This is a genomic window from Corynebacterium sp. c24Ua_83, assembly GCF_039907245.1.
Lineage (GTDB): Bacteria > Actinomycetota > Actinomycetes > Mycobacteriales > Mycobacteriaceae > Corynebacterium.
This window is the reverse complement of record NZ_JASBOI010000004.1, coordinates 167,453-191,323: the sequence shown is the minus strand read 5'-3', so window position 1 is coordinate 191,323 and position 23,871 is coordinate 167,453. Positions and strand designations below refer to the sequence as shown.

Sequence of the window (23,871 nt, the reverse complement as noted above, 5' to 3'; positions counted from 1 at the left end):
GGACGTCGGTCCGCTGCCGTATCGCCTTACGTGGTCGTATTGGCACTTGTAGGCGGGAACCTCGCAGCCCGGGAAACGACAGTGCAGGTCGCGCCCAGCGACAGCTGCCTTGATGCTCTCCGTCGGCGCGTAACCCTCACACTCCGCGTAGCCCGGCGCGGACAGGTGCGTCACCCGCTGCAGCCAGGTCTTGGAAGCGGAGCGGTTCAGCCAGTGATCCTCCCCCAGCACGGCACCGTCGTTCGCCGGGTCGTGGTACAGGTTCAGAGTCACCGAAACCTCGGCCTTATCCGTGATCAGCCGCAGCATCGCCTCCGGCTGCGAGCAGGCGTACTTCTTGGCGGTAGCGCGCACGATCTTGTCGATCTCGATACCCTCCATCCGCGGGACCCGCAGCGTGAAGGTGGTGTACTCCGGGTCGCGGCAATCCACATTGAAGCTCGGCTCGGCCGCGGCGGCCTCATCCTTAGGTACGACGTTCCGATCGACCTCCCGCAAAATCTTCGAGATGCGGTTGTGGATAGTCCTCGGTGAAAACACGTGCTGGTCGGGACGTGAGGGCGTCAATACCTCAAGAACCTTGCCCTCAACCCTTTCCCGTTCGTCGGGCGACACCGGCAGCAGATCCTGCGCCACCCGCAGAACGTGGCGGGCGGTGTAACACCCCTGGTCAAACAGCTCGACGAGGCACGGATAGTCGCGCAACACGAAAGCGGCCTCGGCCCAGGCCTCTGCAACACCGGCGGAAACACCCAGGCGCACGGCGAGGCGGGTGCAGAAATCGGGCACCAGATCCTCCCCGTCCGGGGCGCATGCCATTATCAGTTGGAATTGTTGTTGATTGAGCTGCCGCGCCGCGACGGTCAGCGGGTCCTGCGAACTGGCTATTCGAAACGATGGTGGTGAGGTAGTCATGGAGTTCCCCTAATCCAGCAGCGGGGTTGTGGTGCCCCCGCCAAACTTCCTAACTAAAGAATAGAACACACAATCAAACTAAGTCAATACCCCCGCCGAAACTTTCTTCTTTTTTATTGACGCCACCAGTCTCAACAGTAAAAATGCCCGTAAAGCTAAGGTAGAGCTTTTAGAAAGTCTGTTCGAGCAAATCCTCGGAATTGACGAGGTGATGCTTGAAGGCAAAAAGCACCGCGTGCACCCGATCACGCGACTGGGTTTTCGTGAGCACCCGGCCGACGTGCGTCTTCACGGTGGGCAGCGAAATGTACAGCTCGTCGGCGATCTCCTGGTTGCTGAAGCCCAGCGCGATGAGTTTTAGGATCTCCAGCTCGCGCGGGGTCAGCGGGTCGGGAAGGTCCAGCTCGACGGGCTCGCGACGCTGCGGGGTTTGCTCCATGCGGATGCTGCGCAACAGCCGTGCAGTGGCCTTCGGGCTGATCACGGCCGCCGAATCACCGACGGTGCGGACGGCGGAGATGAGGTCCTCGGGGTCGGCGTCCTTGAGGAGGAAACCGCTGGCCCCCGCCTCCACTGCGCCGAGGACGTAGTTATCGTTATCGAAGGTGGTCAGCACGATCACGCGCGCGCCAGAGCTACCGGAAACCACCCGGCGGGTAGCCTCGATGCCATCCATGCGCGGCATCTGCACGTCCATGAGGATGATGTCCACGGGCTGCGACTCGGCCAGCTCACAGGCCTCCTGACCGTCGGCGGCCTGCCACTGGACGGTGATGTCGTCCTGCGAATCCAACACCAACCCAAAGCCGGCACGCACCAGCTGCTGATCGTCGGCCAAACCTACGCTAATCACTTAATCCTCCTTCGCAAAAGGCACCGTCGCGGTGACGTTCCACCCTCCGGGGTACACCGCGGAAGCGCCCCATTTGGCCTCGCCACCGTGGATCGCCACGCGCTGGCGGATGCCGGTCAGACCGCGGCCGGAGCCCTCTATCTGCTCATCGCCCGGCGCGTTATCCACGCTAATGGTCACCCGGGCAGGCTCCCACTCCAGCCGCACCTGGGCAGGCACAGAACCCGCGTGCTTCAGCACGTTGGTCAGGGATTCCTGCACGATGCGGTACACGCTTAGGTCGCGGACCTCGTCCAACTGGCGCGGCTCGCCCGTGACGTGCAGCTCCACCTGCACCCCACTGCGCTTTGCATCCGCCACCAGGTCGGGAACGCCGGCCACCCCAGGGGTGACGGTGGTAGAACGCGGCGAGGGGGCGTCCTCGTGAAGAACAGAGAGCAGCTCCCGCATCTGGGTCAGAGCCGAGCGACCGCGCGCGGCGATCGTGTCGAGGGCTTCGATGGCCCTGTCCGGATCCTTGCGCCCTGCGTAGCGCCCCCCATCGGCCTGCGCGATGACGACGGTGAGGGAATGCGCGACGATGTCGTGCAGCTCGCGGGCGATACGGTTGCGCTCGCTGACGGTGGCGAGCTCAGCGCGGGCGGCCAGCGCCTCGACTGCCTGGTCGCGGCGCAGCGAATAGCGGCCCGTCAGCCACATCAGGGCAACGGTCACAGCGGTGAGCAGGGCGATTACTCCCCAGAACACCCAAAACTCAGCGGTCCGAAAATCCTCACCGCCCCACGCAAAATCACCATCTCCTCCCCTGCGCGCGTTGTAGAAAGTCCCCCACGCCATCGCGAAGAATGAGCCGAGCAGCAGTAAAGCCAGCCACAGCTTGCGGCGCAGCATCAGCTTCGCGGAGATGAAGTAAGCCTCATAAGCCACGACCCAGTATCCAAGCGGCCACACCAGCATCGCGGACGCCGCATAGGCGAACAGACCTAGCGCCGTGACTGCCACGCCCGGCTCGGGCCGAAACCTCTGCAGAAGCAGGCCGATAAAGCTGATGACCAGCCCCGTGACGGCAAGCGCGACCTGCCACGTGGAGTTCTCCATCCCACTGCCGAATGTCGCGCCCGCACCGAGGAAGAGGTATAGGAAGCCCGCGATGGATACGAACACCCACCAGGAGGCATCCCGCCACCACACCGGGCGAGGCACTGCTTGATAAGACATGTATGAAGAGTCTAGTTACAGGCGCACCTTATCGCCGTAAACAAGCAGGCCATTAACGAAACGGGTGAGGAACGGCGGCGAGAAGTGGCTGGTGGCCTCCAGCAACTTCGTCTTCCAACCAACCGGGAAATGCACCTTCGTGGGGCTGCGGCGCGGCGCGGTCACAGCCCTTACTACTTCTGCAGCCACATCCTGTGGGGTTGTGGACGCCCCTAGCCGCCGCATTCCCGCCGTCTCCACATCGGCAATAAGCGCCGTCCGCGAGTACAGGGGCAAGACGGTGCGAACGCGAATGTTGTGCTTATCCCACTCGAAATCCAGCGCCTCGGAAATGCCACGGACGGCGAACTTGGTGGCGGAGTAGGTGGCCATATCCGGGGTGCCGTAGATGGAGGAGGCGCTGCAGACGTTGACGACCACCCCATCGCCGGCCGCTTTGAGGTGTTCGAAGGCCGCGCGGCAGCCGTAGATCACGCCCTTGACGTTGACGTCAACGAGGGCGGAATCCTGCTGGAAGCTCCCGCGGTCGATGAAGTCGCCGCCGTAGAGAACGCCCGCGTTGTTGATGAGTGCATTGATTCCCCCGGCGCGGGCCGCGAAGTCGGTAACAGTGGCGGACCACTGGTCGGGGTCGGTGACGTCGAGGGTGCCGGGGATAATGTTCGGATGTTGGGCCCAGCCGCGGACCTTGTCTCCGTCGAGATCGTAGGCGCCGACGGTCCAGCCGGCCTCGGCGAAGGACTCAGCGATTGCGCGCCCGAAGCCTTGGGCTGCGCCGGTAACGAGTATTGATTTCATACACCTAACTATTACAGTAGTCAGAGTACAGGAGGTAGATTATGGCCTATTTAATCATCGACCAATCCGGGAACCCATTAAGTCGTCCGAATGATGGAGATGTTGTATCCAATCCAGACACAGGGCAGGTCCTTACCGTCAGCTTCCTGAGGATAACCACGCCCGACGAGGACTATGAAGTTGATTTTCTTCCCGGAATTGTCGACCTCTACCAAGGAAGCAAGGATAGATCATCCTATTCCACAAATATTCAAGAGATAAGCGTCGAGAAAGGAACTCGACTTCACAAAATTGGCAGTATTGACCATATAGATGATGTAACCCTGACGCATTTAGGGGATAAATACCGAGTTCAGGCCGCGAAACTAGACGACACGAAACCAGATAGTTTAATCCTCTGCGAAGATGGTTTTATAAGAACTTTGCAAGATGGTTTTTCTGCTGCCGACAGGCCTCAAGGAGTTTTCCCCGTTCTCCACAAAGTCGATGAGTAGGCAGCCCCGCCGAGAACTACCCAGTTAGAACGCTTCACCCCATCAGCTTCTGCTGCAGGGCGCGATCCTTTTCCAGCACCGCGTCGCGCATGTTCTCCTGGTACTCGACCATCTTGTCCATCAGAGCCTTGTCAGCCACCGCGAGGGTGCGTACGGCCAGCAGTCCGGCGTTCTTCGCACCGTCGATGGAGACGGTGGCGGTCGGCACGCCGCCGGGCATCTGCACGATGGAGAGCAGGGAATCCAAGCCATCCAGATTGCCCAGGGCACGCGGAATGCCGATCACCGGCAGTGGGGTGGCCGCGGCGACCATGCCGGGCAGGTGGGCGGCACCGCCGGCGCAGGCGATGATCACCTTCACGCCGCGGGTGTGCGCGGTGCGGGCGTAGTCGAGCATGCGCTCCGGGGTGCGGTGCGCGGAGACCACTCCGACCTCGAAGGGGATGCCGAACTCGGCCAGCACCTCGGCTGCCGGCTCGACGGTGGGCCAGTCGGAGTCGGAGCCCATCACCAGGCCGACCAGCGGGGTGCGTGCGTTCTCAGTCATCGGTTAGTCCTCCCATTCGGCGGTTTCCAGGAACTTCGCGGCCAGGCGCGCCTGCTCGCGCGTGCGCGCCGGATCCTCCCCCAGCATATTGACGTGGCCGATCTTGCGGCGTGGGCGCCAATCCTTGCCGTACATGTGGATCTTTGCGTTCGGGAAGCGACGCCACACCGCGTCCATGCGCTCGTGCATCGGCATCGCCGGATCCTCGGCCGCTCCCAGCACGTTTGCCATCACTACCACCGGCGCGGTGGGCTCGGTGGAGCCCAGCGGGCGGTCCAGTACGGCGCGGATGTGCTGCTCGAACTGGCTGGTGATGCAACCATCCTGGGTCCAGTGGCCGGTGTTGTGCGGGCGCATCGCCAGCTCGTTGACGATGATCTCCGGCTGGCCGTTCTCGTCGGTGGTCTCGAACAGCTCCACCGCCAGCACGCCTGTGACGCCCAGCTCGGTGGCGACGTCACGGGACAGCTGCTCGGCGGCGGCCAGGATTTCAGGCGTGGAGTTAGGGGCGGGCGCCACGGCCTCCACGCAGATTCCGTCTTCCTGCAGGGATTCCACTGCCGGCCACGCCTGCACCTCGCCGGACGGGGTGCGGGCCACCATGGCGGACAGTTCGCGCACCAGCGCGACCTTCTTTTCCGCCATCAGGGGGATCTCCTTGTCCAGCAGCTTCTCCACCAGCTCGCGGGCCTCGTCCACCGTGGCGGGGAACCACACGCCCTTGCCGTCGTAGCCGCCGCGGCGGGCCTTCAAGCACACCTGGCCGTCCACGGCCTCGAAGAACCCGGCGATGTCGTCGGCGGACTCGATGGCGGCAAACGCCGGCACCGGGGCGCCCAGCTCGCGCAGCTTTTTGCGCATCACCAGCTTGTCCTGAGCGTGGATCAGCGCAGACGGCTGCGGCTGCACGTTCACGCCCTCGTCGATAAGGGCATCCAGGAAGCGATTGGGCACGTGCTCGTGGTCGAAGGTCACCGCGTCGGAGTCGCGGGAGACCTCGCGGACGTGCTCCTCCAGCGCGTAGTCCCCCAGCACCACGTCGGCGGTCACCTGCGCGGCCGAGGAATCCGGAGCCCCGGCCAGCACGCGGCAGCTAAGGCCCAGCTCGATCGCCGCCTGTTGTGTCATTCGCGCCAGCTGCCCGTCACCGATGATCGTCACCAGCGGCGCGCCCGGCGCGTGCGCGGTCTCGCGGGCTAATGACCAGTCGGCTGTGTTTTTCCCGTTGTTCTCACTCACGCCTTCTAACTATAGTTCCCCGGCCCGACACGCCTAAGCTGGCTCTTCAGCAGCCGCTCGAACTTGCGGGTATAGGGAACCGAATGCAGCACCAACGGCACCCGGGCACCTGCCACGTACACCGCCACGTCTCCCCGGTGGGAGCGGCAATCCACCACGTTGGCCAGCGGGATCTGCCCGATCCGGCTGCGCAGGTGGCCGGTCGCGGTGATCAGCCGCCTGTCGGTCAGCAGCATGCGGGAGCGCGCGCGGAAGATCAGGTGGCGCACGCAGCGCCTCCAGCAGACCCACAGCCACGCAACCAGCAGGCCCCGGCGGAGCCAGAGGAAGGCTTCCACGGTGGGGGCGTCCAAAGCATTGGTGGCCAAGTACTGATCCAGAGCGCCGATGCCCATCCAGAACAGCCCCGTCCATAGCATCAGGCGCAGCACCGGGAAGAACATGGAGCGGCGCGCGGGGCTCAACTCCGCTAGGACCTGCTCGCCGGGGTCGAAGGTGATTTTGCTCATGCGTAGCGCCCTCCGTAGTCGCCCGTGCCGTCGGCGCGCAGGTGCACGATCTCCCCGGCGCGGATCACGCGCGTGCCCTCGCTGGTGCGGACCAGCAGCTCGCCGTCGTCGTCGATGTCGGTGGCCGTCCCCTCGACGACCTCATCGCCGGGCAGGAAAGCGCGCACGGAGGTGCCGATAGTCGCGGAAGCCTGGCGGTAGCGCGGTAGTACGGTCTGGGCCGCCCCTCCTAGTCGACGCCACCTCTCCAGATTCGCCGCCAGCTCCGCGAACACGGCCACCGCAACGTCCTCGCGGCTTGGGCAGGTTAGCCCCAGGCGGGCGCACTCCAGATCGATGGAGCTGGCGTGGGCGACGGGCAGCTCGTCGGTCTGCAGGTCGTAATTGATGCCGAAGCCCAGGATGATCGCCGGGTGCGGGTCCAGGTGCACAGCCTCCACCAGAATGCCTACCAGCTTGCGGCCGTCCAGCACGCAGTCGTTGGGCCACTTCAGCTGGATGGGGATATCCGCGGAGGCGCGGATGCCCTCCACGATCGACAGGCCGGTGAGCAGCGGCAGCAAGCTGATGCGGTCCACCGGCACGTCCGGCAGGCGCAGCAGCACGGAACAGATCAGCTGGCTGCGGGCCGGGGCCTCGAAGGAGCGCCCCTTGCGGCCGCGCCCGGCGGTCTGCTCCTCGGCCATGAGTAGGGACATGTCGGGCAGGTCCTCCCCGCAGCGCACGCGGTCGGCCAAATCGGTGCTGGTGGAGCCGGTGGTTTCCAACACCTCGACGTGACGGTAGCCCAGCGGAGCCAGGCGCTCGGCCAGGCGGCGGGGGTCTAGCGGCGTGCGCATGGGAGTACTGTCCTTTCTCTTCACATGCCTTCCCCCAGACACTCTAGCCCCACCAATCACGGCGCTGAAGTTTTTACACCGTATTATGGCGACCATGAGCTCTACCACCGACACATCGACAACTGCCGGGAAGATCGCCGACCTCCGCGATCGCCTGGCGGAGACCCACAAGCCGCAGGGAGACGAGATCCCGCGCGCTCGTCGCCGCGTGGACGCACTGCTGGATGCCGGTAGCTTCGTGGAGACCGACGCGCTGGCCCGCCACCGCTCCACCGCCTTCAAGGCAGACAAGTTCCGCCCAGTCACCGACGGCATTGTCGCCGGCTACGGCACCATCGACGACCGCCCGGTATGCGTGTTCTCGCAGGACGCCACCCTCTTCGACGGCCAAATCGGCGAGACCGCGGGCGAGAAGATCCTGAAGGTCATGGAGCTGGCCGTGAAGTCCGGCACCCCGCTGATCGGCATTTACGAAGGCGCCGGCGCTCGCCCAAACGAGGGCATCGCGGCCCTGGAGTTCTTCTCCCGCATCCAGAGCCTGCAGACGAAGCTCTCCGGCGTAGTTCCGCAGATCGCCCTGGTCGCCGGCCCCACCAGCGGCGCGTTGGTGCACTCGGTGGTTCTGTCCGACGTTGTCGTTGCGGTCAAGAGTGCCGGCGAACTGGTAGATGACGCCACAGACGGCACCGCCCACGTCGTCGCCGAAGACGACGCTTCCGCGCTGGGACTCGTCGCAGACATCCTCGGCTACCTGCCCAGCAACAACCGGGCACTCCCCCTGCGCGGGGACGAGACGGAGGCAGAGGCGGAGACAGACGAGCTGGACGGCCTGATCCCCGACGCGGATGCGCAGGCCTACGACATGCACGAGGTGCTGGACCGCGTGGTCGACGCGGGCTCTGTACTGGAACTCCAGAAGTTCCACGCGCCGAACTTGATCACGGCGCTGGCGCGCGTGGGCGGCCGGAGTGTGGGCGTCATCGCGAACCAGCCCGAACACCAGGCAGGGGCGATCGACGACGCGGCGGCCGAGAAGGCAGCGCGCTTCATCCGCTTCTGCGACGCCTTCAACGTGCCGCTGGTGACCTTCGTGGACTCGGCGGGCTACGCGCCGGACGTGCTGTTCCGCCGCACCGCAAAGCTGATCGGCGTGACGGCCGCAGCGAGCGTCGGCAAGATCGCCGTGGTCACCCGCAAGGCCTTCGGCGACGCCTACCTTTCCCTGGGTGCGAAGCGCCTGGGCACCGATCTGGTGTACGCATGGCCGACAGCGCAGATCGCGCAGGATGACAGCTACCAGGCGGAGCCTTACTCCGCCGCGGAGCGGGGCCTGGTGGACGCAGTAATCCCGCCGCGCGAGACCCGCGCGCGCATCGTCGACGGCCTGCGCCTGGTGGAGCGCAAGGCCGAGGACGGCTACCCGCGCAAGCACGACAACCTGCCGTTCTAGGAGGAAGCGCGTGACTGACTTTCAGGTGATCAAGGGCAACCCGGACGAGGTAGAGACCCGGGCGCTGCAGCTCATCGTCGACGACCTGGCCAAGGAGGCCGAGGCGCTGCGCAACGCGAAGCCGGATACGCGCGGGCACTACGGCCGCGAGCTGCGCCACAGTAACCCTGGCGCGTTCCGCAACCCGCGGATGCCGCGGGGCTAGGGCATGCAGCTGACATTGGCCAGCACCTCGCCGGCGCGCGAGAAGGTGCTGAACGCCGCCGGGGTGTTCCCGCGCAAGGTCTCCCCCGGCGTGGACGAGGAGGCCGCCGTCGCAGAGCTGGTGAACCCCACCCCGGCGCAATACGTGCAGCACCTGGCCACTGCGAAGGCGCGGGCGGTAGACGGCGAACTGGTGCTGGGCGGCGACAGCATGCTGCTGATCGACGGCGAGCTGCAGGGCAAGCCGCACACGCGCGAGGAGACGGTGCGGCGGTGGCGCCAGCAGCGCGGGAAGCGCACAGAGCTAGTCACCGGACATGCGCTTTTTGACGCCGCCACGGGCCAGATCTACGAGGAAGCAGTGGCCACACAGATCCAGTTCGCCGATGTCTCCGATCGGGCGATCGAGGCATACGCCGCCACCGGCGAGCCGCTGGAATGTGCCGGGGCCTTCACCCTGGAGGCGCTCGGCGGGTGGTTCATCGAGAGCATCGACGGGCACCCGTCGGCCGTGATCGGCCTGTCGCTCCCCGCCCTACGGCGGGGACTGGCCCACTTCGGCTACGACTTCTGCGACCTCTGGGGCTAGTTAGTCAGCCTTAACGGAGCGCTGCTCCGGGCCGACGTAGCTGGATAGCGGGCGGATCAGGGCGTTGTCCTCGTTTTGCTCCACGATGTGGGCGGTCCAGCCGACGACGCGGGCCATGACGAAGATCGGGGTGAAGAACGGGATGTCGATGCCCAGCATGTAGTAGGTCGGACCCGCCGGGAAATCCAGGTTCGGCTGGATGCCGGTGCGCTGGTCCATGGCCTTCTGCATGTTGTCGTACATCTCCACCCAGCGCTGGCCGTCGTGGTTGGCGGCGGTGCGGCGCATGGCGGCCTCCATGGTGGGCACGCGCGAATCGCCCTTCTTGTACACGCGGTGGCCGAAGCCCATGATCTTGTTCTTCGCGTCGCACTGGTCCAGCACCCACTGCTCGGCGGCTGCCGGGTCCTCGACGGCCAGGAAGTTGTGCATCACGGCCTCGTTCGCGCCGCCGTGCAGCGGGCCCTTGAGGGCGCCGATGGCGCCGGTGACGGCGGAGTAGACGTCGCTCATGGTGGAGCTGATTACGCGACCGGTGAAGGTGGAGGCATTGAAGCCGTGCTCCGCGTACAGGGTGAGGGACTGGTCGAAGGCCTCGACGTCGTCGCGGTTGTTGGCAGGGCTGCCCTCCTTGTCGTCGAAGCACATGTAGAGGAAGTTCTCGGCGATGTCGCGGTCGCGGGACGGCGGGATGTAGTCCAGGTTCTTGCGGCGGCGCAAGTCGTAGGCGATGATCGTCGGCAGCTTGGCCAGCAGCGTCAGCCCGGTGCGGCGCACTGCATCGGGGCTGCGATCGTCCGCGTTGAGGTCCTCCGTGCCGAACACGCTCACCGCAGTGCGCAGCACGTCCATGGGATGGGCGGTCTTCGGCAGGGAGTTGATGAGGTCCAGCATGCTGCGGTCGATGGGGCGCAGGGCGCGCTCGCGCTGGCGGAACTGCTCCAGCTCGCGGAAGTCCGGCAGTTCGCCGTTCCAGAGCAGGTAGGCCACGTCCTCGAAGGTGCAGTGCTCGGCCAGCTCCTGAACGGGGTAGCCCCGGTAGGTCAGGGAGTTGGTCTCCGGGTTCACCTTCGAGACACCGGACGTGTCCACCACCACGCCGTTGAGGCCCTTGTTGATGTTCTTGTCAGTGCCGGTGACGTTGGAGGTCTTGCCGGACTGGGCGCGGGGCGTGGTGAAGTTGGTGCGCCCGCGGTCGAAGGGTGCGTTGGAGACCTTGATCGGCTTAGTCATGGTGAGTGGTCCTTTCGGGTTAGAAGATGCCGCCGGGGATCTGTGGTGCGCGGGCCAGCACGTCGTCGCTGACCACGAGGTTCAGCTGGCCGAGCTCGCCGGGGGCCAGGTCCGCGGTGGCCTCGGCGACGGCGAGGAAGCGATCCTGTTCAGCCTCGTCTACCACGCCCTCGGTCAGGGTGCGGAACTTGTTGATGTAATCGGCGCGGCCGAAGGGGCGGGCGCCCAGCGGGTGGGCGTCGGCCACGGCCAGCTCGTCGACGATCTCAGTGCCGTCGCGCAGGGTGACTACTGCCTTGCAGCCGAAGGCCTTCTCGGCCGGGTCGGTGGAGTGGTAGCGGCGGGTCCACTCCGGATCCTCCACGGTGGAGATCTTGTGCCACAGCTCCACGGTCTCCGGGCGCTGGGCGCGCTCGGGGGCGTAGGAGCGCTCGTGGTGCCACTCGCCGTCTTCGAGGGCGACGGCGAAGATGTACATCACGGAGTGGTCCAGCGTCTCGCGCGAAGCCTTTGGATCGAACTTCTGCGGATCGTTCGAGCCGGTGCCGATCACATAGTGGGTGTGGTGGCTGGTGTGCAGCACGATGCTTTCCACCTGGCTGAGGTCCCCGATCTTGTCCCGCATGCGGCGAGCCAGGTCGATCGGCGCCTGGGACTGGTACTCCGCGGAGTGCTCCTTGGTGTAGGTATCCAGGATCGCCCGCTTCGGCTCCCCCGCCTCCGGCAGGGGTACGACGTAGTGGGCGTCCGGGCCGTCCAGCAGCCAGGCGATCACGCCATCCTCGCCCTCCCAGATCGGGGCCGGGGCGCCCTCGCCGCGCATGGCGCGGTCCACGGCCTCCACCGCCATCTTCCCGGCGAAGGCGGGGGCATGGGCCTTCCAGGAGCTGATGAGCCCCTTGCGGGACTGGCGCGTGGCCGTGGTGGTGTGCAGCGCCTGGCCGACGGCCTGGTAGATCACCTGCGGGTCCAAGCGCAGCAGCGTGCCGATACCCGCGGCCGCAGACGGCCCCAAGTGTGCAACGTGGTCGATCTTGTGCTTGTGCAGGGAGATGCCCTTGACCAGGTCCACCTGGATCTCGTAGCCGGTGGCGATGCCGCGAATCAGGTCGCGCCCGCCCAGCCCGCGCGCCTGCGCCACAGCCAGTATCGGCGGGATGTTATCGCCGGGGTGGGAATACTCGGTGGCCAGGAAAGTATCGTGAAAATCCAGCTCGCGCACCGCTACACCGTTGGCCCAGGCGGCCCATTCGGGGGAGACGGTGGCGTCAGTACCAAAAACGGCGCTGGGCCCGGTGTGGCACAGCGCCTGGGTGCGCGCCGAAGTGACTGGGCGGCGCAGGATGGAAGCGGCAGCGACGGCCGCGTTGTCGATAATGCGGTTGACCACCATGTCCGCGGTGTCTTGCGGCACCTCGACCGGGTCGGCGGCGACCTGCGCGACCTTCCATGCGAGGTGTTCTTCCTGCGGAAAGTCGTCGGCCGAGGGGTGGACGCGAACGTCGTGGTTAATCATCGCGGGGGTTAGATCCTTTCGGAGATGGAGACTGTGATGCGCCTCACTCTAACGCCCTGCGGCGGGTTATGTAGTTAAACAAATATTTTTTGACGCCGAAACGGCAGTGTTGCGCTAGTGCGCTTAATCGTGCTTTTCCTCCACACGCTTAATGGCCTCCTCGGCAACCAGCTGCTGGATGCCCATATCCAGCTCAGAGGTGAAGCCCACGCAGGAGCAGTTGATCTCACCCAGGACGTAGGTGTCCTCGCCCGTCTCGTCGTCATCGGCCAGCATGAAGTCGGCGGTCCAGATCAGCGGGATGTTGTCGCCACCCAGCTTCTCGGCGATGACTGGGCGGGCCTCGGCGAACATGTCCACCAGGTCCTGCCACTCCTCCGGCTTCTGGTAGGTGTACTTCGCACCGGAGAACAGGGTTGCGGAGAACGCGTCGCCGCCCTCGGCCGGCTTCTTGTGAACCACGAACACCGGGTGCGGGCCGACCAGCAGAATGCGAATCTCACCCTCGACAATGCGCGGCATGAAGCGCATGTCCACCAGCATGCCGTTGTCGCCGACGATGTACTGGTCGCAGAAGTCCATGAACTCGCCCAGCTCGCGGACCTCCGTGTGGTTGTCGACTGCCTCGGTGCACTTCAACTTCGCATCCAGGGGCAGAGCCGTGCCCGGCTCGATGGACTCGGCCAGCTGCTTATCTTCCAGCTGCACGCGCCAAATACCGGAGCCGGTGGAGCCGCGGTTCTGCTTCAGCACGCGCTCACCGTAGGACAGGGAGGTGGGGAAGGTCTTGTGGAAGGAGTCGACGTCGTAGTAGGCGGCGGTGTCGTCCGGCACCAGGTCGGTGTCGTTCAGCTTCACCAGCGCATCCTTCGCGCCGTAGGCCATCATCTCAGCCGGAGTGGACATGCCCACCAGGCCGGCCTCCTCGGTCAGCTTGGTCAGCATGTCGAAGTAGCCCTTTTCGCCGCCGGGGATGTGGCCCGGGTTGACGCGGGAGATGTAAGCGTCGTACTTAGCGGCAACGTCTTCGTAGATCTCGCTGGCCTTCTCCGGGTCGAAGTAGACAACCTCGGCGCCCCAGCCCTTCTCGCGGATGGCCTCGACGATGGGCATGGTGTCGCGGCGGTGGCCGTCCTCACCCTTGTCGTTTCCGCCCTGAACCTCAAAGACAACAATGTTCTTGTGCACGGTTTCCCCTAGCTCTGGAAGTAAAAAATGCAGTGCATGTGGCCACGTTTAGCCAACACCTTTAATTCTATGGCCAGCCAGCCCGGGCGGCAGTGTGAGAAAGGCTGGCAAGAAGGCGCTAGACTCTCAATCGATCGAAAGGCAGGTGTTTCATGGGAATCGAATTCGACCCCAGCCCTCAGCTCAAGCAGTACGCACAACCAAACAAGCTGGTCACGAACGCTTGGCTCGGCGCAAAACTGGGGACTCCCGGCCTCAAGGTCGTCGAGGTGGACGCAGATTCGCTTTTATACGATATTGGTCACATTCCCTCTGCCGTACGCCTGAAGTGGTACGAAGACCTCTCGGATCCGGTGTGGCGCGACCTTATCGGGCCAAAGGAGTTCGAGGAACTCATGGGGCGCCTGGGCATCTCCCGGGAGGACACGGTGGTGTTCTACGGCGACCACGCCAACCTGTGGGCCGTGTACGCGCTATGGGTCTTCGAGCTTTTCGGCCACCCGGATGTGCGGATCCTGGACGGCGGGCGAGACGCCTGGATGCAAGAGGAACGCGAGATTTCCTATGCCGTTGATGACGTTTCTCCGCGCCCCACCTACTCGGTGCCCTCCCACCGAAACGACCACACCCACCGCATCTTCGTCGACGAGCTGCGCACGAAGTTCGACGGCACCCAGGTGATCGACCTGCGCAATGCCGAGGAGTACACCGGCGAAGTAACCCTGCCCGGCTACCCTATCCGCCGCAACGGGCACGTGCCGGGGGCCAAGAACCTGCGCGCCGACTCCTCACTGCTGGCCAACTCGCGCTTCCGCCCCGCCGAAGCCATCGAGGCCATTCATGCCGAACTGGAGTTGGACCCTCACCGTGAGACCGTTGTTTATTGCAACAACGGTGCCCGGGCCGCGCTCGAGTGGTTCGTGCTGCGCTTCCTCCTGGGGTGGGAAAACGTGCGGGTTTACGATGGCTCGTGGATTGAATGGGGAAACATGATGCGCGTGCCCATCGAACGTGCCTAACCGGGGCGTGTAGCCTCATTAACTAACACCTAACTAGTAACCCGAAAGGATTGCCCGTGACTTCCAGCACCGCCGCTGACCTGACGAAGGTACTGATCGCCAACCGTGGCGAGATCGCAGTGCGCGTCATCCGGGCTGCGCGCGACGAGGGCATCGCTACCGTCGCTGTGTACGCGGATCCGGATGCAGAGGCACCCTTCGTGCGCATGGCTGACGAAGCGCTGGCCCTCGGTGGCCAGACCTCGGCGGAGACCTACCTGGACATCGAGAAGATCATCGCCGCCGCCGCTAAGTCCGGCGCCGACGCGATCCACCCTGGCTACGGCTTCCTTTCCGAGAACGCGGACTTCGCCCAGGCCGTCGTGGATGCGGGATTGAACTGGATCGGCCCGCCGCCGGAGGCCATTCGCAAGCTCGGCGATAAGGTCACTGCGCGAAACATTGCTCTTAGTGTTGACGCCCCTATGACTCCGGGCACTAAGGAGCCTGTCGCGGATGCTGCAGAGGTCACCGCCTTTGCGGAGCGCCACGGACTTCCGATCGCCATTAAGGCCGCCTTCGGCGGTGGCGGGCGCGGCATGAAGGTCGCCTACACGATGGACGAAATTCCGGACCTCTTTGAGTCCGCAACCCGCGAGGCCATCACCGCCTTCGGCCGCGGCGAGTGCTTCGTGGAGCGCTACCTGGACCGCGCCCGCCACGTCGAGGCGCAGGTCGTGGCCGATAAGCACGGCAACGTTGTGGTCGCCTCCACCCGCGATTGCTCCGCCCAGCGGCGCTTCCAGAAGCTCATCGAGGAGGCCCCCGCGCCGTTCTTGAGCGACGAGCAGAACGAGCGCATCTACTCCTCCGCCAAGGCCATCTGCCGCGAGGCCGGCTACTACGGCGCGGGCACGGTGGAGTACCTGGTGGGCTCCGACGGGCTGATCAGCTTCCTAGAGGTCAATACTCGCCTGCAGGTGGAGCACCCCGTCACCGAGCAGGTCACCGGCTGGGATCTGGTGCGCGAGCAGTTCCGCATCGCCCGCGGCGAGGAGCTGTCCCGCACCGAGGATCCGGAGATCGTCGGCCACTCCATCGAGTTCCGCATCAACGGCGAGGACCCGACGAACAACTTCATGCCGGCCCCGGGCCGCATCCAGACCTACCGTGAGCCCGCCGGCCCCGGCGTGCGCATGGACTCCGGCATCGAAACCGGCGCGGTGGTCGGCGGGCAGTTCGACTCCATGCTGGCCAAGCTCATCGTCACCGGCGCCGACCGCACCGAGGCAATCCAGCGTTCCCTGCGGGCCCTTGAAGAATACGAGGTCGAGGGCATCCCGACCGTGATCCCCTTCCACCAGGCCGCGCTGACCGACCCGGCCTTCGTCGCCGAGGACGGCAACTACCGCGTGTACACCCGGTGGATCGAAGAGGAATGGGACAACCAGCTACCCGCCTACGAGGAGCCGCTCGCAGCCGCCGCCGAAGGCGAGCTGCCGAAGGAGAAGCTGGTCGTGGAGGTCGATGGGCGCCGCGTGGAGGTGCTGGTGCCGGGCGAGATCCTGGCGGGTCGTGGCTCGGTGAGCCGCGCTAAGAAGCGCCGCGCGAATGCCGCGGACATCGCCATCACCGGCGACACGGTGGCCGCCCCGATGCAGGGCACCGTGATCAAGGTGGAGGTCGCGGAAGGCGACGAAGTGGCCGAGGGCGACGTTCTGCTGGTACTTGAGGCGATGAAGATGGAGAACGCCGTCAAGGCGCACAAGTCCGGTGTAGTGCAGTCCTTGAGCGTCGGAGGCGGCGATGGCGTCACAAAGAACCAGGCACTCATGGAGCTGAAGGACGACAGCTCTACTGAGAACGAATAGACGAGACAGGAAGCCCACCCCCATGACTGAAACCACCACCGAGCAGGCCAACAGCTTCGAAAGGAAGACGCCGAAGGGCATGATCTTCCTCGGCCTTGGGCTGCTGATCGTCGCCGTGATCACCGCTATCGTTTCGCTGGTGGGTGTGAAGGACTTCGGCAAGGGCTACGACGTACAGGCCGGCAAGGAGTACTACCTGCTGGCCGATGAAGACGCCCTGACCGCGAAGGAATGCGCCCTAGTGGACAGCGAGGGCAAGCAGCTCGTCGACCGCATCGAGGCCGCGGATCTGAAGTTCAGCCAGGATGACTTGGAGATCTCCGATGTCTCCCTGCCGCTGACGAAGAACAAGGGCGTGTACACCTCGATCAAGTTCACCGAGGACATCGAGGGCGCCAAGTACACCTGCGACCAGGGCAGCATCTACATCTCCAAGTACTCCTCTGGCACCCTGCAGGCACTGCGATGGGTGACGATGCTGTGCGGCGCTGCAGGCGTGGCGATTCTGATTCTGGCGGCGTTTGCGAACCAGCGTAAGCGGGGCGCTGATGATGCAGACGACACAGCGGACGCAGAGGACACAGAGGACTGAGTGGTAGAAAACCTTACGAACCAGCTGACCGGGACCTTGGCTAAGTGGAAAAGCTCCAAGCGGGGCTACGTATTGGCGCTTGACCAGGGGACCACGTCTACCCGCTGCATCATTTTTGATGCGCACGGCAAGATCATCAGCTCCAGCCACATGGAGCACCAGCAGATCTTCCCCCGCCCCGGCTGGGTGGAGCACGACCCGGAGGAGATCCGGCGCAACACCCGGCGCGTGATGGCGGACGCGGCGGCCTCTCACGACATTCCGGTGGAGGAGTTCGCAGCGGTGGGCATCACCAACCAGCGCGAAACCACCGTCGTGTGGGACCGCGCCACCGGCAAGCCCATCTACAACGCCATCGTGTGGCAGGACACACGCACCGACAAGATCGTGAGCTCCTTGAGCGAGGAGCAGAAGACCATGATCTTCGAGCGCACCGGCCTGAACGCCTCCACCTACTTCGCCGGGCCGAAAATCCAGTGGATCCTGGACAACGTCGACGGCGCCCGCGAGAAGGCGGAGCGCGGGGAGTTGGCCTTCGGCACCATCGACTCGTGGCTGATCTGGGAGCTCACCCGCCGCTCGCACAAGAAGTCCAAGGCGGGGCGCAGCGACCATGCCCGGCACGTCACGGACGTCACCAATGCCTCGCGCACCATGTTGATGGATCTGCGAACGCAGACGTGGGACCCGGAGCTGTGCGAGCTGTTCGGCGTGCCTGAATCCATGCTGCCGGAGATCGTCAGCTCCTCCGAGGTCGTCGGGAAGGTCCGCCGCAGCGGGCCGGTGCAAGGCGTGCCGATCGCGGGCATCCTGGGCGACCAGCAGGCCGCAGCCTTCGGCCAGGTGTGCTTTAACCAGGGCGAGGCGAAGAACACCTACGGCACTGGCAACTTCCTGCTGATGAACACCGGCACCGAGCCGCAGTGGTCCGAGCACGGGCTGATCACCACCGTCGCCTACCGGCTGGGCAACCAGCCCGCCGTGTACGCGCTGGAGGGCTCCATCGCCGTCACCGGCTCCCTGGTGCAGTGGCTACGCGACAACCTGGGGTTCTTCGATACCGCCGACGACATCGAGCCGCTGGCTCGCAGCGTGGACGATAACGGCGGTTGCTACATCGTGCCGGCCTTCAGCGGGCTGCTGGCGCCGCACTGGCGCCCCGAGGCACGTGGCATCATCGCGGGGCTGACCCGCTACGTGACGAAGGCGCACATCGCCCGGGCCGCACTGGAGGCCACGGCCTTCCAGACCCGCGAGGTCGTCGAGGCCATGAACGCGGACTCGCAGGTGGATCTGAAGAACCTGCGCGTCGACGGTGGCATGGTGGTCAACTCGCTGCTGATGCAGTTCCAGGCCGACCAGCTGGAGGTGCCGGTGACGGTGCCGGAGGTCTCGGAGACCACCGCCCTCGGGGCGGCCTACGCCGCCGGGCTGGCCGTGGGCTTCTACCGGGACCTCGACGAGCTGGTTTCCCTCTGGCAGGAGGAAAAGACCTACTTCCCCAAGGGCGACCCGCAGGAGCGCAAGATCGCTTACGACAAGTGGAAGCGCGCCGTTGAACGGACGTTCGGTTGGACCGACGATTAGGCGTCCACTGCTACCGTAGAGGTATGAACGAACCGTCCCGCCGTGAAATCCGCATCTCCGATGTCGACCGTAGCGACGCTATCAGCGCGCTCGGCGAGCACTTTGCCGACGGTCGGCTCACCATGACCGAGTACGAGGAGCGCGTGCAGCAGGCCACCGCCGCAGTGTCCGAAGGTGAACTTGAAAAGATCTTTTCCGACCTCCCCAAGCTGGAGGCCTCCCGGGAGCTGGTCCCCTACTACTCCGCCCGCGAGATCGACCGCCTGTACCGCAGCGGCCGGAACATGCGCCTGGGACTGCTGCTCAGCACCGTGATCGGCAGCAGCGCCCTAGCCATGCTCGTCAATAGCGTGTGGGCGAACTCCGCCATCCTATTGCTACTGATCCCGCTGGTCTTCGTGCTGCTCTACATCATGAAGGTCGGCCCTAGGGCCTGGTACGAGCCCAGCCCGGCACAGTTGGAGCGCCAGCGCTTCCGGGAGCTGAAGATGCAGCAACGCGCGCAGCAGGCGCAGTGGAAGTTCGAGCGCAAGCAGCGCACCCACCAGCTGACCAGCAGCGCGATGAAGTTCGCGCAGAAGCGCCTTAACGGAACTGGTCAATAACCCCGGCGAACAGGCGGATGCCGATACCGAGGGCGCGTTCATCGAACACGATGTCCGGCTGGTGCAGGTCGGGGCGCTCCCCCTTGCCAGTCCACGCGCCCAGGCGCGCCATGGAGCCCGGGACGTGCTCCAGGTACCAGCTGAAGTCCTCGCCGCCGGTGGATTGCGGGGCCTCCTTCAGCGCGTTCGGATCAACGTCCTTCACGGCCTGCGCGAGCGCGGCGGTGGAGACGTCGTCATTCATCACCGGCGGCACGCCCTTGGTGTAGCGCAGCTCGAGCTCGGCCCCGGTGGGTGCCACCAGGTGCTCTAGGAGTTCTCGCAAGGTTTCTTCGCCACGACGCCACACTCCAACCTCCGCGGTGCGGAAGGTACCGAGCAGGCGGACCTCCTGCGGAATTGCATTGAACGTGGAGCCGCCGTTGATCGCGCCGAAGGTCAGCACCGTGCCGGTGCGCGGATCCACGGTGCGGGACAGCAGGCCCGGCAGCTGCGAGGCGATAAGGCCTGCGGTGTACACCAGATCCGCCGCCAGGTGCGGACGGGAGGTGTGGCCGCCATGGCCGCGCAGGATGATCTCCACCACGTCGCTGGCGGAGGTGATCGCACCGGTGCGCACGCCGATCTCGCCGGTGCGCAGCTTCGGCTCGCAGTGGACGGCGAAGATGCGGGACACGCCATGAAGTGCGCCGGCTTCGATAACGTCCACCGCGCCGCCGTCCATGACTTCCTCGGCGGGCTGGAAGATAAAGCGAACCTGAACCCCCAGGGCATCCTCCCCGTGGGCGTCAACAAAATCGGCAAGGGCGACGGCCAGCCCCAGCACGATCGTGGTGTGGATGTCGTGACCGCAGGCATGCATTACCCCCGGTGCCTCGGAGGCGTAATCCAGGCCCGTGACCTCCTGCAACGGCAGCGCGTCGATGTCACCGCGGAAGGCGATGCGGGGCGCGCCGACGGGGCCGATGTCGGCGATCAGACCCGTGGAGGGCAGGGCCACGGGCTGCAGTCCGGCGCGCTCGAGTTCGGCGGCGAGGAAGCGGGTGGTCTCCGTCTCCATGTGCGACAGCTCGGGGTTGCGGTGCAGGTGACGGCGCCAGTCGATGACCCGCTGTGCGTTGTCCCGCGTCCAGTTCTGCACAAACTGGGCGACGGAATGGGTGCTGCTTTCCTGCGCGCGTTCCTGTGTGCCGTCTTGCACTTGAATACTCACGTCCCTCTCACTTTTACTGACCTGTCTAGTCTAGCGCCTGCGGTATTCTTGGTTGGCATGACTGCTTCCCCAAATCCCTATGAATTGGCCGCAGAGGCCGCGGCGGCGCTGAAGGAGCGCACGGGCCTCGATTCCTACGACTGTGCCGTGGTGCTCGGCTCGGGGTGGCGCCCCGCCGCCGACGTGCTGTGCGAAGGCGCGGAAGACCTGCAGGAGTTCCCGATGTCGGAGCTGCCGGGCTTCCTGGCTCCCACCGCACAAGGGCACGGTGGCACTGTGCGCAGCGCCCGCATCGGCGGCCGCAACGTGCTGGTGCTGCTGGGCCGCACCCACGCCTACGAGGGCCACGAGCTGTGGCGCACCGCCCATGCGGTCCGCACCGCAGCGGCCGCGGGCGTGCAGACCATCGTGCTGACCAACGCCGCAGGCGGCCTGACCGAGGGCATGAGCGTCGGAGAGCCGGTGCTGATCGCCGATCACATCAACTTCACCGCCAAGACACCCCTGACGGGCGCGAACTTCGTGAACCTGGTGGATGCCTACAGCCCCGAGCTGCGCGCCAAGGTGCAGAAGCTGCGCCCCGGCATGCGCGAGGCCGTGTACGCGATGATGCCCGGACCGCAGTACGAAACCCCGGCGGAGATCCACATGCTGCGCACCCTGGGCGCAGGCCTGGTGGGCATGTCCACGGTCTACGAGACGATCGCCGCGCGCGAGGCGAACGTGGACGTGCTGGGAATTTCGCTGGTCACAAACCTGGCGGCGGGGGTTACCGGCGAGGCTCTGAACCACGAGGAGGTTCTGCAGGCGGGCAAGGAAGCCGCCAACGACATGGGCAAGCTGCTCGGCGAGCTGGTGAACAACCTATGAGCCAGTTGAAGTTCGGCACCGCCGGCCTACGCGCCAAAATCGGCCCCGGGCCAGACGAGATGAACGTCAGCACCGCCACCCGCGCCACGGCCGGTGTAGCTGCGTGGCTCAAGGAACGGAAACGCCCCTTGCGCGCCGACGGGGTTTTTCGTGCGGCTGTGGGCTATGACGCCCGCTACGCCTCCCACGCCCTAGCCCGCGCCACGGCGGAAACTTTCGCGGGTGCAGGCTTCGACGTGACCCTCATCGCGGAACCCTCCCCCACCCCAGTGTTGGCGTGGCTGGTGCGCTCCCGGCGCATGGACGTGGGCGTGCAAATCACCGCCTCGCACAACCCGGCGCAGGACAACGGCTACAAGCTGTACCTGGACGGCGGCGCACAGCTCGTCTCCCCCGCCGACCGGCAGATCGAGGAACACATTGCCGCCCAGCTTACCGACGCGGCGAAGATCCCCCGTTCCGAGGCGAAGTCTGTAGACCTGTCCGTGGTCTCCGGCTACGTCACCGAGCTGGGCACCCTGGTGGCCACCGGCCGCCAGGCGGAGCTGGCGCCGCGGCGGAAGCTGAAGATCCTCTACACCCCCATGCACGGCGTAGGCGGCAACGCCCTGGAGTGGGCCTTGCGCGAGAACGGCTTCGGCAACGTGCACGCGGTGGCCTCGCAGCGCTGGCCGGACCCGACGTTCCCGACAGTGGACTTCCCCAACCCAGAGGAACCGGACGCCACCGACGCGCTGCTGGAGGAAGCCCGCGCCATCGACGCGGACCTGCTGATCGCGCTGGATCCGGATGCGGATCGCTGCATGCTGGGGCTGAAGCGCGCGGATGGCGAGTACCACATGCTGCGCGGGGACGAGACCGGGCCCTTACTGGCGCGCCGGGTGCTGGCGGGCGTGGGGGCGTCCACAAAGAACAAGCCTGTAGTGGCGACAACGGTGGTCAGTTCGCAGCTGCTGGGGCGCATGGCGCGCGCCGAGGGTTGGGACTACGTGGAGACGCTGACTGGGTTTAAGAACCTGGCGCGCGCTGCCGACGGGCGGCCCGGCGAGCTGGCCTTTGCCTACGAGGAGGCGATCGGCACCGCGCCCGCGCCGCACATCGTGGCGGATAAGGACGGCATTGCGACGGCACTGATTGCGGCAGCGTGGGCGGCCGAAACGGATCTGGCCGCCGAGCTGGACGACATCGAGGCAACCTATGGAGTGTTCCGGACCGCGCAGGTCAGCGCCCGTTTCGACAGTGCGGAACAAGCACAAGAGTTGATCGCGCGCTGGGCGGAGAACCCACCGGCCGAGATCGCGGGTGCGGCCATGCAGGCCGGGCCGATCGAGGATTCCGCGGGCAACCGCACCGACGGCGTGCGACTGGTGGGCACTTCCGGGGACATGGGACTGCGCGTGGTCGCCCGCGCGTCCGGCACCGAGCCGAAGGCGAAGTTCTACCTGGAGGTCAGCGCGGAGCCAGGGGCGGATGCGCAGGCTGTGGAGGCGCTGCTGGAGCGCCTAAAGGTCGATGTTTCGGGGGCCGTATAGGCGGTCGCCGGCATCGCCCAGGCCGGGGACGATGTACGCCTCCTCGTTCAGGCTGGGGTCGATGGTGGCCGTGAAGAGCCGGTGCACGCTTACGTTGGCCTCCACCAGCGCATCTACACCCGGCTGGGCGGAGACCATGCACACGCAGGTGATGTCGTTGGCGCCGCGATCCTCCAGCAGGCGGATGGCGTGCAGCAGCGAGCCGCCGGTGGCCAGCATCGGGTCGACCAGGAACACCGGCTGGTCGCTGAGGTCGTCCGGCAGCGCCTCCAGGTAGGGCACGGGCTCGTGGGTGGTTTCGTCGCGGGCCATGCCGATGAAGCCGACTTGTGCGTCGGGGACCATGGACAGCGCCGGATCGATCATGCCCAGGCCTGCGCGGATGACGGGCACGATGATCGGGGGCTTTTCCAGCCGCGTGCCCGTGGTGGTGGCGACGGGGGTTTCGAGCTCGAAGTGTTCGACCGCCAGGTCCGCCGAGGCCTCGTAGATCAGCATGGCCCCCAGGTCGGACAAAGCGGCGCGGAACTGTGCGTTGTCGCTGTTCTTGTCGCGCATGATGCTGAGCCGGGAGGCGACGAGCGGATGATTAACCACCTGAATTTCCATGGTTCCCCACTCTAGTTGATCCGCAAGTGAACCTTTTGCGCCGAGGCGGAGTCTAAAGAAGCTGCAGAGTGTTTTTGGGGAGGGGTTTCATGCTTTCAGGGGATGCGTTAACGGCCGATTCGGAACTGGTGGAGCGGCTAAAGGGGCGCACGCAGGATGTGAGTACCGCGCTGCAGGGAAAGGTCGCGCCACTGCACGGCGCCGTGGGCATGGTGGCGCCGCCGGCGCTTAAGGATTTTTTGCGGGCGCTGTCGACGGCGCGGGACGCCCACGATGGGTTGTTGCGGGATGCGGAAAGCTACTTTAATGACGCCACGTTTGCGCTGGGGAGCGTTCACCGCGGACTAGACGGACACGAGGGCGAATACTCCCACGCCTTCAGCGGGTTGAGGGAGGTCTGAG

Annotated in this window: 25 protein-coding genes; 12 read left to right on the top strand and 13 right to left on the bottom strand. The window is 65.5% G+C overall.

All coding sequences use genetic code 11. The annotated features are described in order from the left end of the window. The 4 genes from QKE30_RS05195 to QKE30_RS05180 all read right to left on the bottom strand — a co-directional run. Positions 1–915 (bottom strand): DUF222 domain-containing protein (locus tag QKE30_RS05195; RefSeq protein WP_347934266.1); only part of this gene is annotated, 915 nt, incomplete at its 3' end. A gap of 169 nt (positions 916–1,084) precedes the next feature. Continuing rightward, complete coding sequence (locus QKE30_RS05190; protein ID WP_347934264.1) at positions 1,085–1,768, bottom strand: response regulator transcription factor; 684 nt, start codon at positions 1,766–1,768, stop codon at positions 1,085–1,087. Continuing rightward, positions 1,769–2,986, bottom strand: coding sequence for a histidine kinase (locus QKE30_RS05185; protein ID WP_239199319.1), 1,218 nt, complete (start codon positions 2,984–2,986; stop codon positions 1,769–1,771). It lies immediately after the preceding gene. 15 nt (positions 2,987–3,001) lie between these two features. Continuing rightward, positions 3,002–3,784: an SDR family oxidoreductase gene (locus tag QKE30_RS05180; protein ID WP_239199316.1), complete on the bottom strand. Its 783-nt coding sequence runs from the start codon at positions 3,782–3,784 to the stop codon at positions 3,002–3,004. Between the two features lie 41 nt (positions 3,785–3,825). Here QKE30_RS05180 and QKE30_RS05175 point away from each other — a divergent pair, with 41 nt between their 5' ends. After that, a complete protein-coding gene (locus tag QKE30_RS05175) occupies positions 3,826–4,278 on the top strand; it encodes a hypothetical protein (RefSeq protein ID WP_239199313.1) in 453 nt (150 codons plus the stop codon). 34 nt (positions 4,279–4,312) lie between these two features. On the opposite strand, the gene purE is transcribed toward QKE30_RS05175, so the two are convergent. From purE to QKE30_RS05155, 4 genes are read right to left on the bottom strand one after another with little or no spacing between them, the layout of a single operon-like run. Further along, on the bottom strand, positions 4,313–4,825 hold the full coding sequence (gene purE, locus QKE30_RS05170) for a 5-(carboxyamino)imidazole ribonucleotide mutase (protein ID WP_070487838.1): 513 nt from the start codon (positions 4,823–4,825) through the stop codon (positions 4,313–4,315). 3 nt (positions 4,826–4,828) lie between these two features. Continuing rightward, the gene (locus tag QKE30_RS05165; RefSeq protein WP_347934263.1) at positions 4,829–6,064 is read right to left on the bottom strand and encodes a 5-(carboxyamino)imidazole ribonucleotide synthase; all 1,236 of its coding nucleotides are present in this window, start codon (positions 6,062–6,064) and stop codon (positions 4,829–4,831) included. Positions 6,065–6,069: 5 nt separating this feature from the next. Continuing rightward, the gene (locus tag QKE30_RS05160; protein WP_049049813.1) at positions 6,070–6,573 is read right to left on the bottom strand and encodes a hypothetical protein; all 504 of its coding nucleotides are present in this window, start codon (positions 6,571–6,573) and stop codon (positions 6,070–6,072) included. Next, complete coding sequence (locus QKE30_RS05155; RefSeq protein ID WP_239199307.1) at positions 6,570–7,412, bottom strand: biotin--[acetyl-CoA-carboxylase] ligase; 843 nt, start codon at positions 7,410–7,412, stop codon at positions 6,570–6,572. The genes QKE30_RS05160 and QKE30_RS05155 overlap by 4 nt, the downstream gene beginning before the upstream one ends. Before the next feature lie 85 nt (positions 7,413–7,497). On the opposite strand from QKE30_RS05155, the gene QKE30_RS05150 reads away from it, so the two are divergent. The 3 genes from QKE30_RS05150 to QKE30_RS05140 are packed head-to-tail and all read left to right on the top strand — an operon-like array spanning position 7,498 to position 9,655. After that, a complete protein-coding gene (locus QKE30_RS05150; protein ID WP_347934262.1) occupies positions 7,498–8,862 on the top strand; it encodes a carboxyl transferase domain-containing protein in 1,365 nt (454 codons plus the stop codon). A 10-nt stretch (positions 8,863–8,872) separates the two neighbouring features. Next, positions 8,873–9,067, top strand: coding sequence for an acyl-CoA carboxylase subunit epsilon (locus tag QKE30_RS05145; RefSeq protein WP_297666445.1), 195 nt, complete (start codon positions 8,873–8,875; stop codon positions 9,065–9,067). 3 nt (positions 9,068–9,070) lie between these two features. Beyond that, a complete protein-coding gene (locus tag QKE30_RS05140; protein WP_347934261.1) occupies positions 9,071–9,655 on the top strand; it encodes a nucleoside triphosphate pyrophosphatase in 585 nt (194 codons plus the stop codon). Here QKE30_RS05140 and QKE30_RS05135 read toward each other — a convergent pair whose 3' ends face one another. The 3 genes from QKE30_RS05135 to QKE30_RS05125 form a co-directional block, all read right to left on the bottom strand. Beyond that, complete coding sequence (locus QKE30_RS05135) at positions 9,656–10,888, bottom strand: bifunctional 2-methylcitrate synthase/citrate synthase (RefSeq protein ID WP_347934260.1); 1,233 nt, start codon at positions 10,886–10,888, stop codon at positions 9,656–9,658. It lies immediately after the preceding gene. A 19-nt stretch (positions 10,889–10,907) separates the two neighbouring features. Then, positions 10,908–12,404 (bottom strand): 2-methylcitrate dehydratase PrpD, encoded by a 1,497-nt coding sequence (gene prpD / locus QKE30_RS05130; protein WP_347934259.1) that lies wholly within the window; start codon positions 12,402–12,404, stop codon positions 10,908–10,910. A gap of 123 nt (positions 12,405–12,527) precedes the next feature. Next, positions 12,528–13,592 (bottom strand): Cj0069 family protein, encoded by a 1,065-nt coding sequence (locus QKE30_RS05125; RefSeq protein WP_347934258.1) that lies wholly within the window; start codon positions 13,590–13,592, stop codon positions 12,528–12,530. 152 nt (positions 13,593–13,744) lie between these two features. On the opposite strand from QKE30_RS05125, the gene QKE30_RS05120 reads away from it, so the two are divergent. Genes QKE30_RS05120 through QKE30_RS05100 form a run of 5 tightly spaced genes read left to right on the top strand, consistent with a single transcriptional unit; the run spans position 13,745 to position 19,245 of the window. After that, positions 13,745–14,611 carry a sulfurtransferase gene (locus QKE30_RS05120; RefSeq protein ID WP_239199286.1) on the top strand — a complete coding sequence of 289 codons (867 nt, stop codon included), beginning with the start codon at positions 13,745–13,747 and terminating at the stop codon, positions 14,609–14,611. Positions 14,612–14,667: 56 nt separating this feature from the next. Beyond that, positions 14,668–16,461, top strand: coding sequence for a biotin carboxylase N-terminal domain-containing protein (locus tag QKE30_RS05115; protein ID WP_347934257.1), 1,794 nt, complete (start codon positions 14,668–14,670; stop codon positions 16,459–16,461). A gap of 22 nt (positions 16,462–16,483) precedes the next feature. Continuing rightward, positions 16,484–17,053: a hypothetical protein gene (locus tag QKE30_RS05110; RefSeq protein ID WP_347934256.1), complete on the top strand. Its 570-nt coding sequence runs from the start codon at positions 16,484–16,486 to the stop codon at positions 17,051–17,053. Next, positions 17,054–18,640, top strand: a complete 1,587-nt coding sequence (glpK, locus tag QKE30_RS05105) for a glycerol kinase GlpK (RefSeq protein WP_347934255.1) — start codon at positions 17,054–17,056, stop codon at positions 18,638–18,640. Between the two features lie 23 nt (positions 18,641–18,663). Further along, complete coding sequence (locus tag QKE30_RS05100) at positions 18,664–19,245, top strand: DUF1707 domain-containing protein (RefSeq protein ID WP_347934254.1); 582 nt, start codon at positions 18,664–18,666, stop codon at positions 19,243–19,245. Here the strand turns inward: QKE30_RS05100 and QKE30_RS05095 are convergent. Beyond that, on the bottom strand, positions 19,226–20,458 hold the full coding sequence (locus QKE30_RS05095; protein WP_347934253.1) for an amidohydrolase: 1,233 nt from the start codon (positions 20,456–20,458) through the stop codon (positions 19,226–19,228). The genes QKE30_RS05100 and QKE30_RS05095 overlap by 20 nt on opposite strands. A 57-nt stretch (positions 20,459–20,515) precedes the next feature. Here QKE30_RS05095 and QKE30_RS05090 point away from each other — a divergent pair, with 57 nt between their 5' ends. Together QKE30_RS05090 and QKE30_RS05085 are read left to right on the top strand one after the other, a co-directional pair. Beyond that, positions 20,516–21,328, top strand: coding sequence for a purine-nucleoside phosphorylase (locus QKE30_RS05090; RefSeq protein ID WP_347934252.1), 813 nt, complete (start codon positions 20,516–20,518; stop codon positions 21,326–21,328). Then, complete coding sequence (locus tag QKE30_RS05085; protein WP_347934251.1) at positions 21,325–22,860, top strand: phospho-sugar mutase; 1,536 nt, start codon at positions 21,325–21,327, stop codon at positions 22,858–22,860. The genes QKE30_RS05090 and QKE30_RS05085 overlap by 4 nt, the downstream gene beginning before the upstream one ends. Here QKE30_RS05085 and upp read toward each other — a convergent pair. Further along, positions 22,831–23,469: a uracil phosphoribosyltransferase gene (upp, locus tag QKE30_RS05080; RefSeq protein ID WP_239199263.1), complete on the bottom strand. Its 639-nt coding sequence runs from the start codon at positions 23,467–23,469 to the stop codon at positions 22,831–22,833. The two genes, QKE30_RS05085 and upp, sit on opposite strands and share 30 nt — an antisense overlap. An 89-nt stretch (positions 23,470–23,558) precedes the next feature. Here upp and QKE30_RS05075 point away from each other — a divergent pair, with 89 nt between their 5' ends. Continuing rightward, positions 23,559–23,870, top strand: coding sequence for a hypothetical protein (locus tag QKE30_RS05075; RefSeq protein ID WP_239199260.1), 312 nt, complete (start codon positions 23,559–23,561; stop codon positions 23,868–23,870). Position 23,871 lies beyond the last annotated feature (1 nt).

What these genes read in the sequence shown, in the direction of transcription:
- QKE30_RS05185 (WP_239199319.1), bottom strand. Translation starts at nt 2,986, where the DNA reads ATGTCTTATCAAGCAGTGCCTCGCCCGGTGTGGTGGCGGGATGCCTCC.
- QKE30_RS05180 (WP_239199316.1), bottom strand. Translation starts at nt 3,784, where the DNA reads ATGAAATCAATACTCGTTACCGGCGCAGCCCAAGGCTTCGGGCGCGCA.
- QKE30_RS05175 (WP_239199313.1), top strand. Translation starts at nt 3,826, where the DNA reads ATGGCCTATTTAATCATCGACCAATCCGGGAACCCATTAAGTCGTCCG.
- purE (WP_070487838.1), bottom strand. Translation starts at nt 4,825, where the DNA reads ATGACTGAGAACGCACGCACCCCGCTGGTCGGCCTGGTGATGGGCTCC.
- QKE30_RS05160 (WP_049049813.1), bottom strand. Translation starts at nt 6,573, where the DNA reads ATGAGCAAAATCACCTTCGACCCCGGCGAGCAGGTCCTAGCGGAGTTG.
- QKE30_RS05155 (WP_239199307.1), bottom strand. Translation starts at nt 7,412, where the DNA reads ATGCGCACGCCGCTAGACCCCCGCCGCCTGGCCGAGCGCCTGGCTCCG.
- QKE30_RS05150 (WP_347934262.1), top strand. Translation starts at nt 7,498, where the DNA reads ATGGCGACCATGAGCTCTACCACCGACACATCGACAACTGCCGGGAAG.
- QKE30_RS05140 (WP_347934261.1), top strand. Translation starts at nt 9,071, where the DNA reads ATGCAGCTGACATTGGCCAGCACCTCGCCGGCGCGCGAGAAGGTGCTG.
- QKE30_RS05135 (WP_347934260.1), bottom strand. Translation starts at nt 10,888, where the DNA reads ATGACTAAGCCGATCAAGGTCTCCAACGCACCCTTCGACCGCGGGCGC.
- prpD (WP_347934259.1), bottom strand. Translation starts at nt 12,404, where the DNA reads ATGATTAACCACGACGTTCGCGTCCACCCCTCGGCCGACGACTTTCCG.
- QKE30_RS05120 (WP_239199286.1), top strand. Translation starts at nt 13,745, where the DNA reads ATGGGAATCGAATTCGACCCCAGCCCTCAGCTCAAGCAGTACGCACAA.
- QKE30_RS05110 (WP_347934256.1), top strand. Translation starts at nt 16,484, where the DNA reads ATGACTGAAACCACCACCGAGCAGGCCAACAGCTTCGAAAGGAAGACG.
- QKE30_RS05100 (WP_347934254.1), top strand. Translation starts at nt 18,664, where the DNA reads ATGAACGAACCGTCCCGCCGTGAAATCCGCATCTCCGATGTCGACCGT.
- QKE30_RS05090 (WP_347934252.1), top strand. Translation starts at nt 20,516, where the DNA reads ATGACTGCTTCCCCAAATCCCTATGAATTGGCCGCAGAGGCCGCGGCG.
- QKE30_RS05085 (WP_347934251.1), top strand. Translation starts at nt 21,325, where the DNA reads ATGAGCCAGTTGAAGTTCGGCACCGCCGGCCTACGCGCCAAAATCGGC.
- upp (WP_239199263.1), bottom strand. Translation starts at nt 23,469, where the DNA reads ATGGAAATTCAGGTGGTTAATCATCCGCTCGTCGCCTCCCGGCTCAGC.
- QKE30_RS05075 (WP_239199260.1), top strand. Translation starts at nt 23,559, where the DNA reads ATGCTTTCAGGGGATGCGTTAACGGCCGATTCGGAACTGGTGGAGCGG.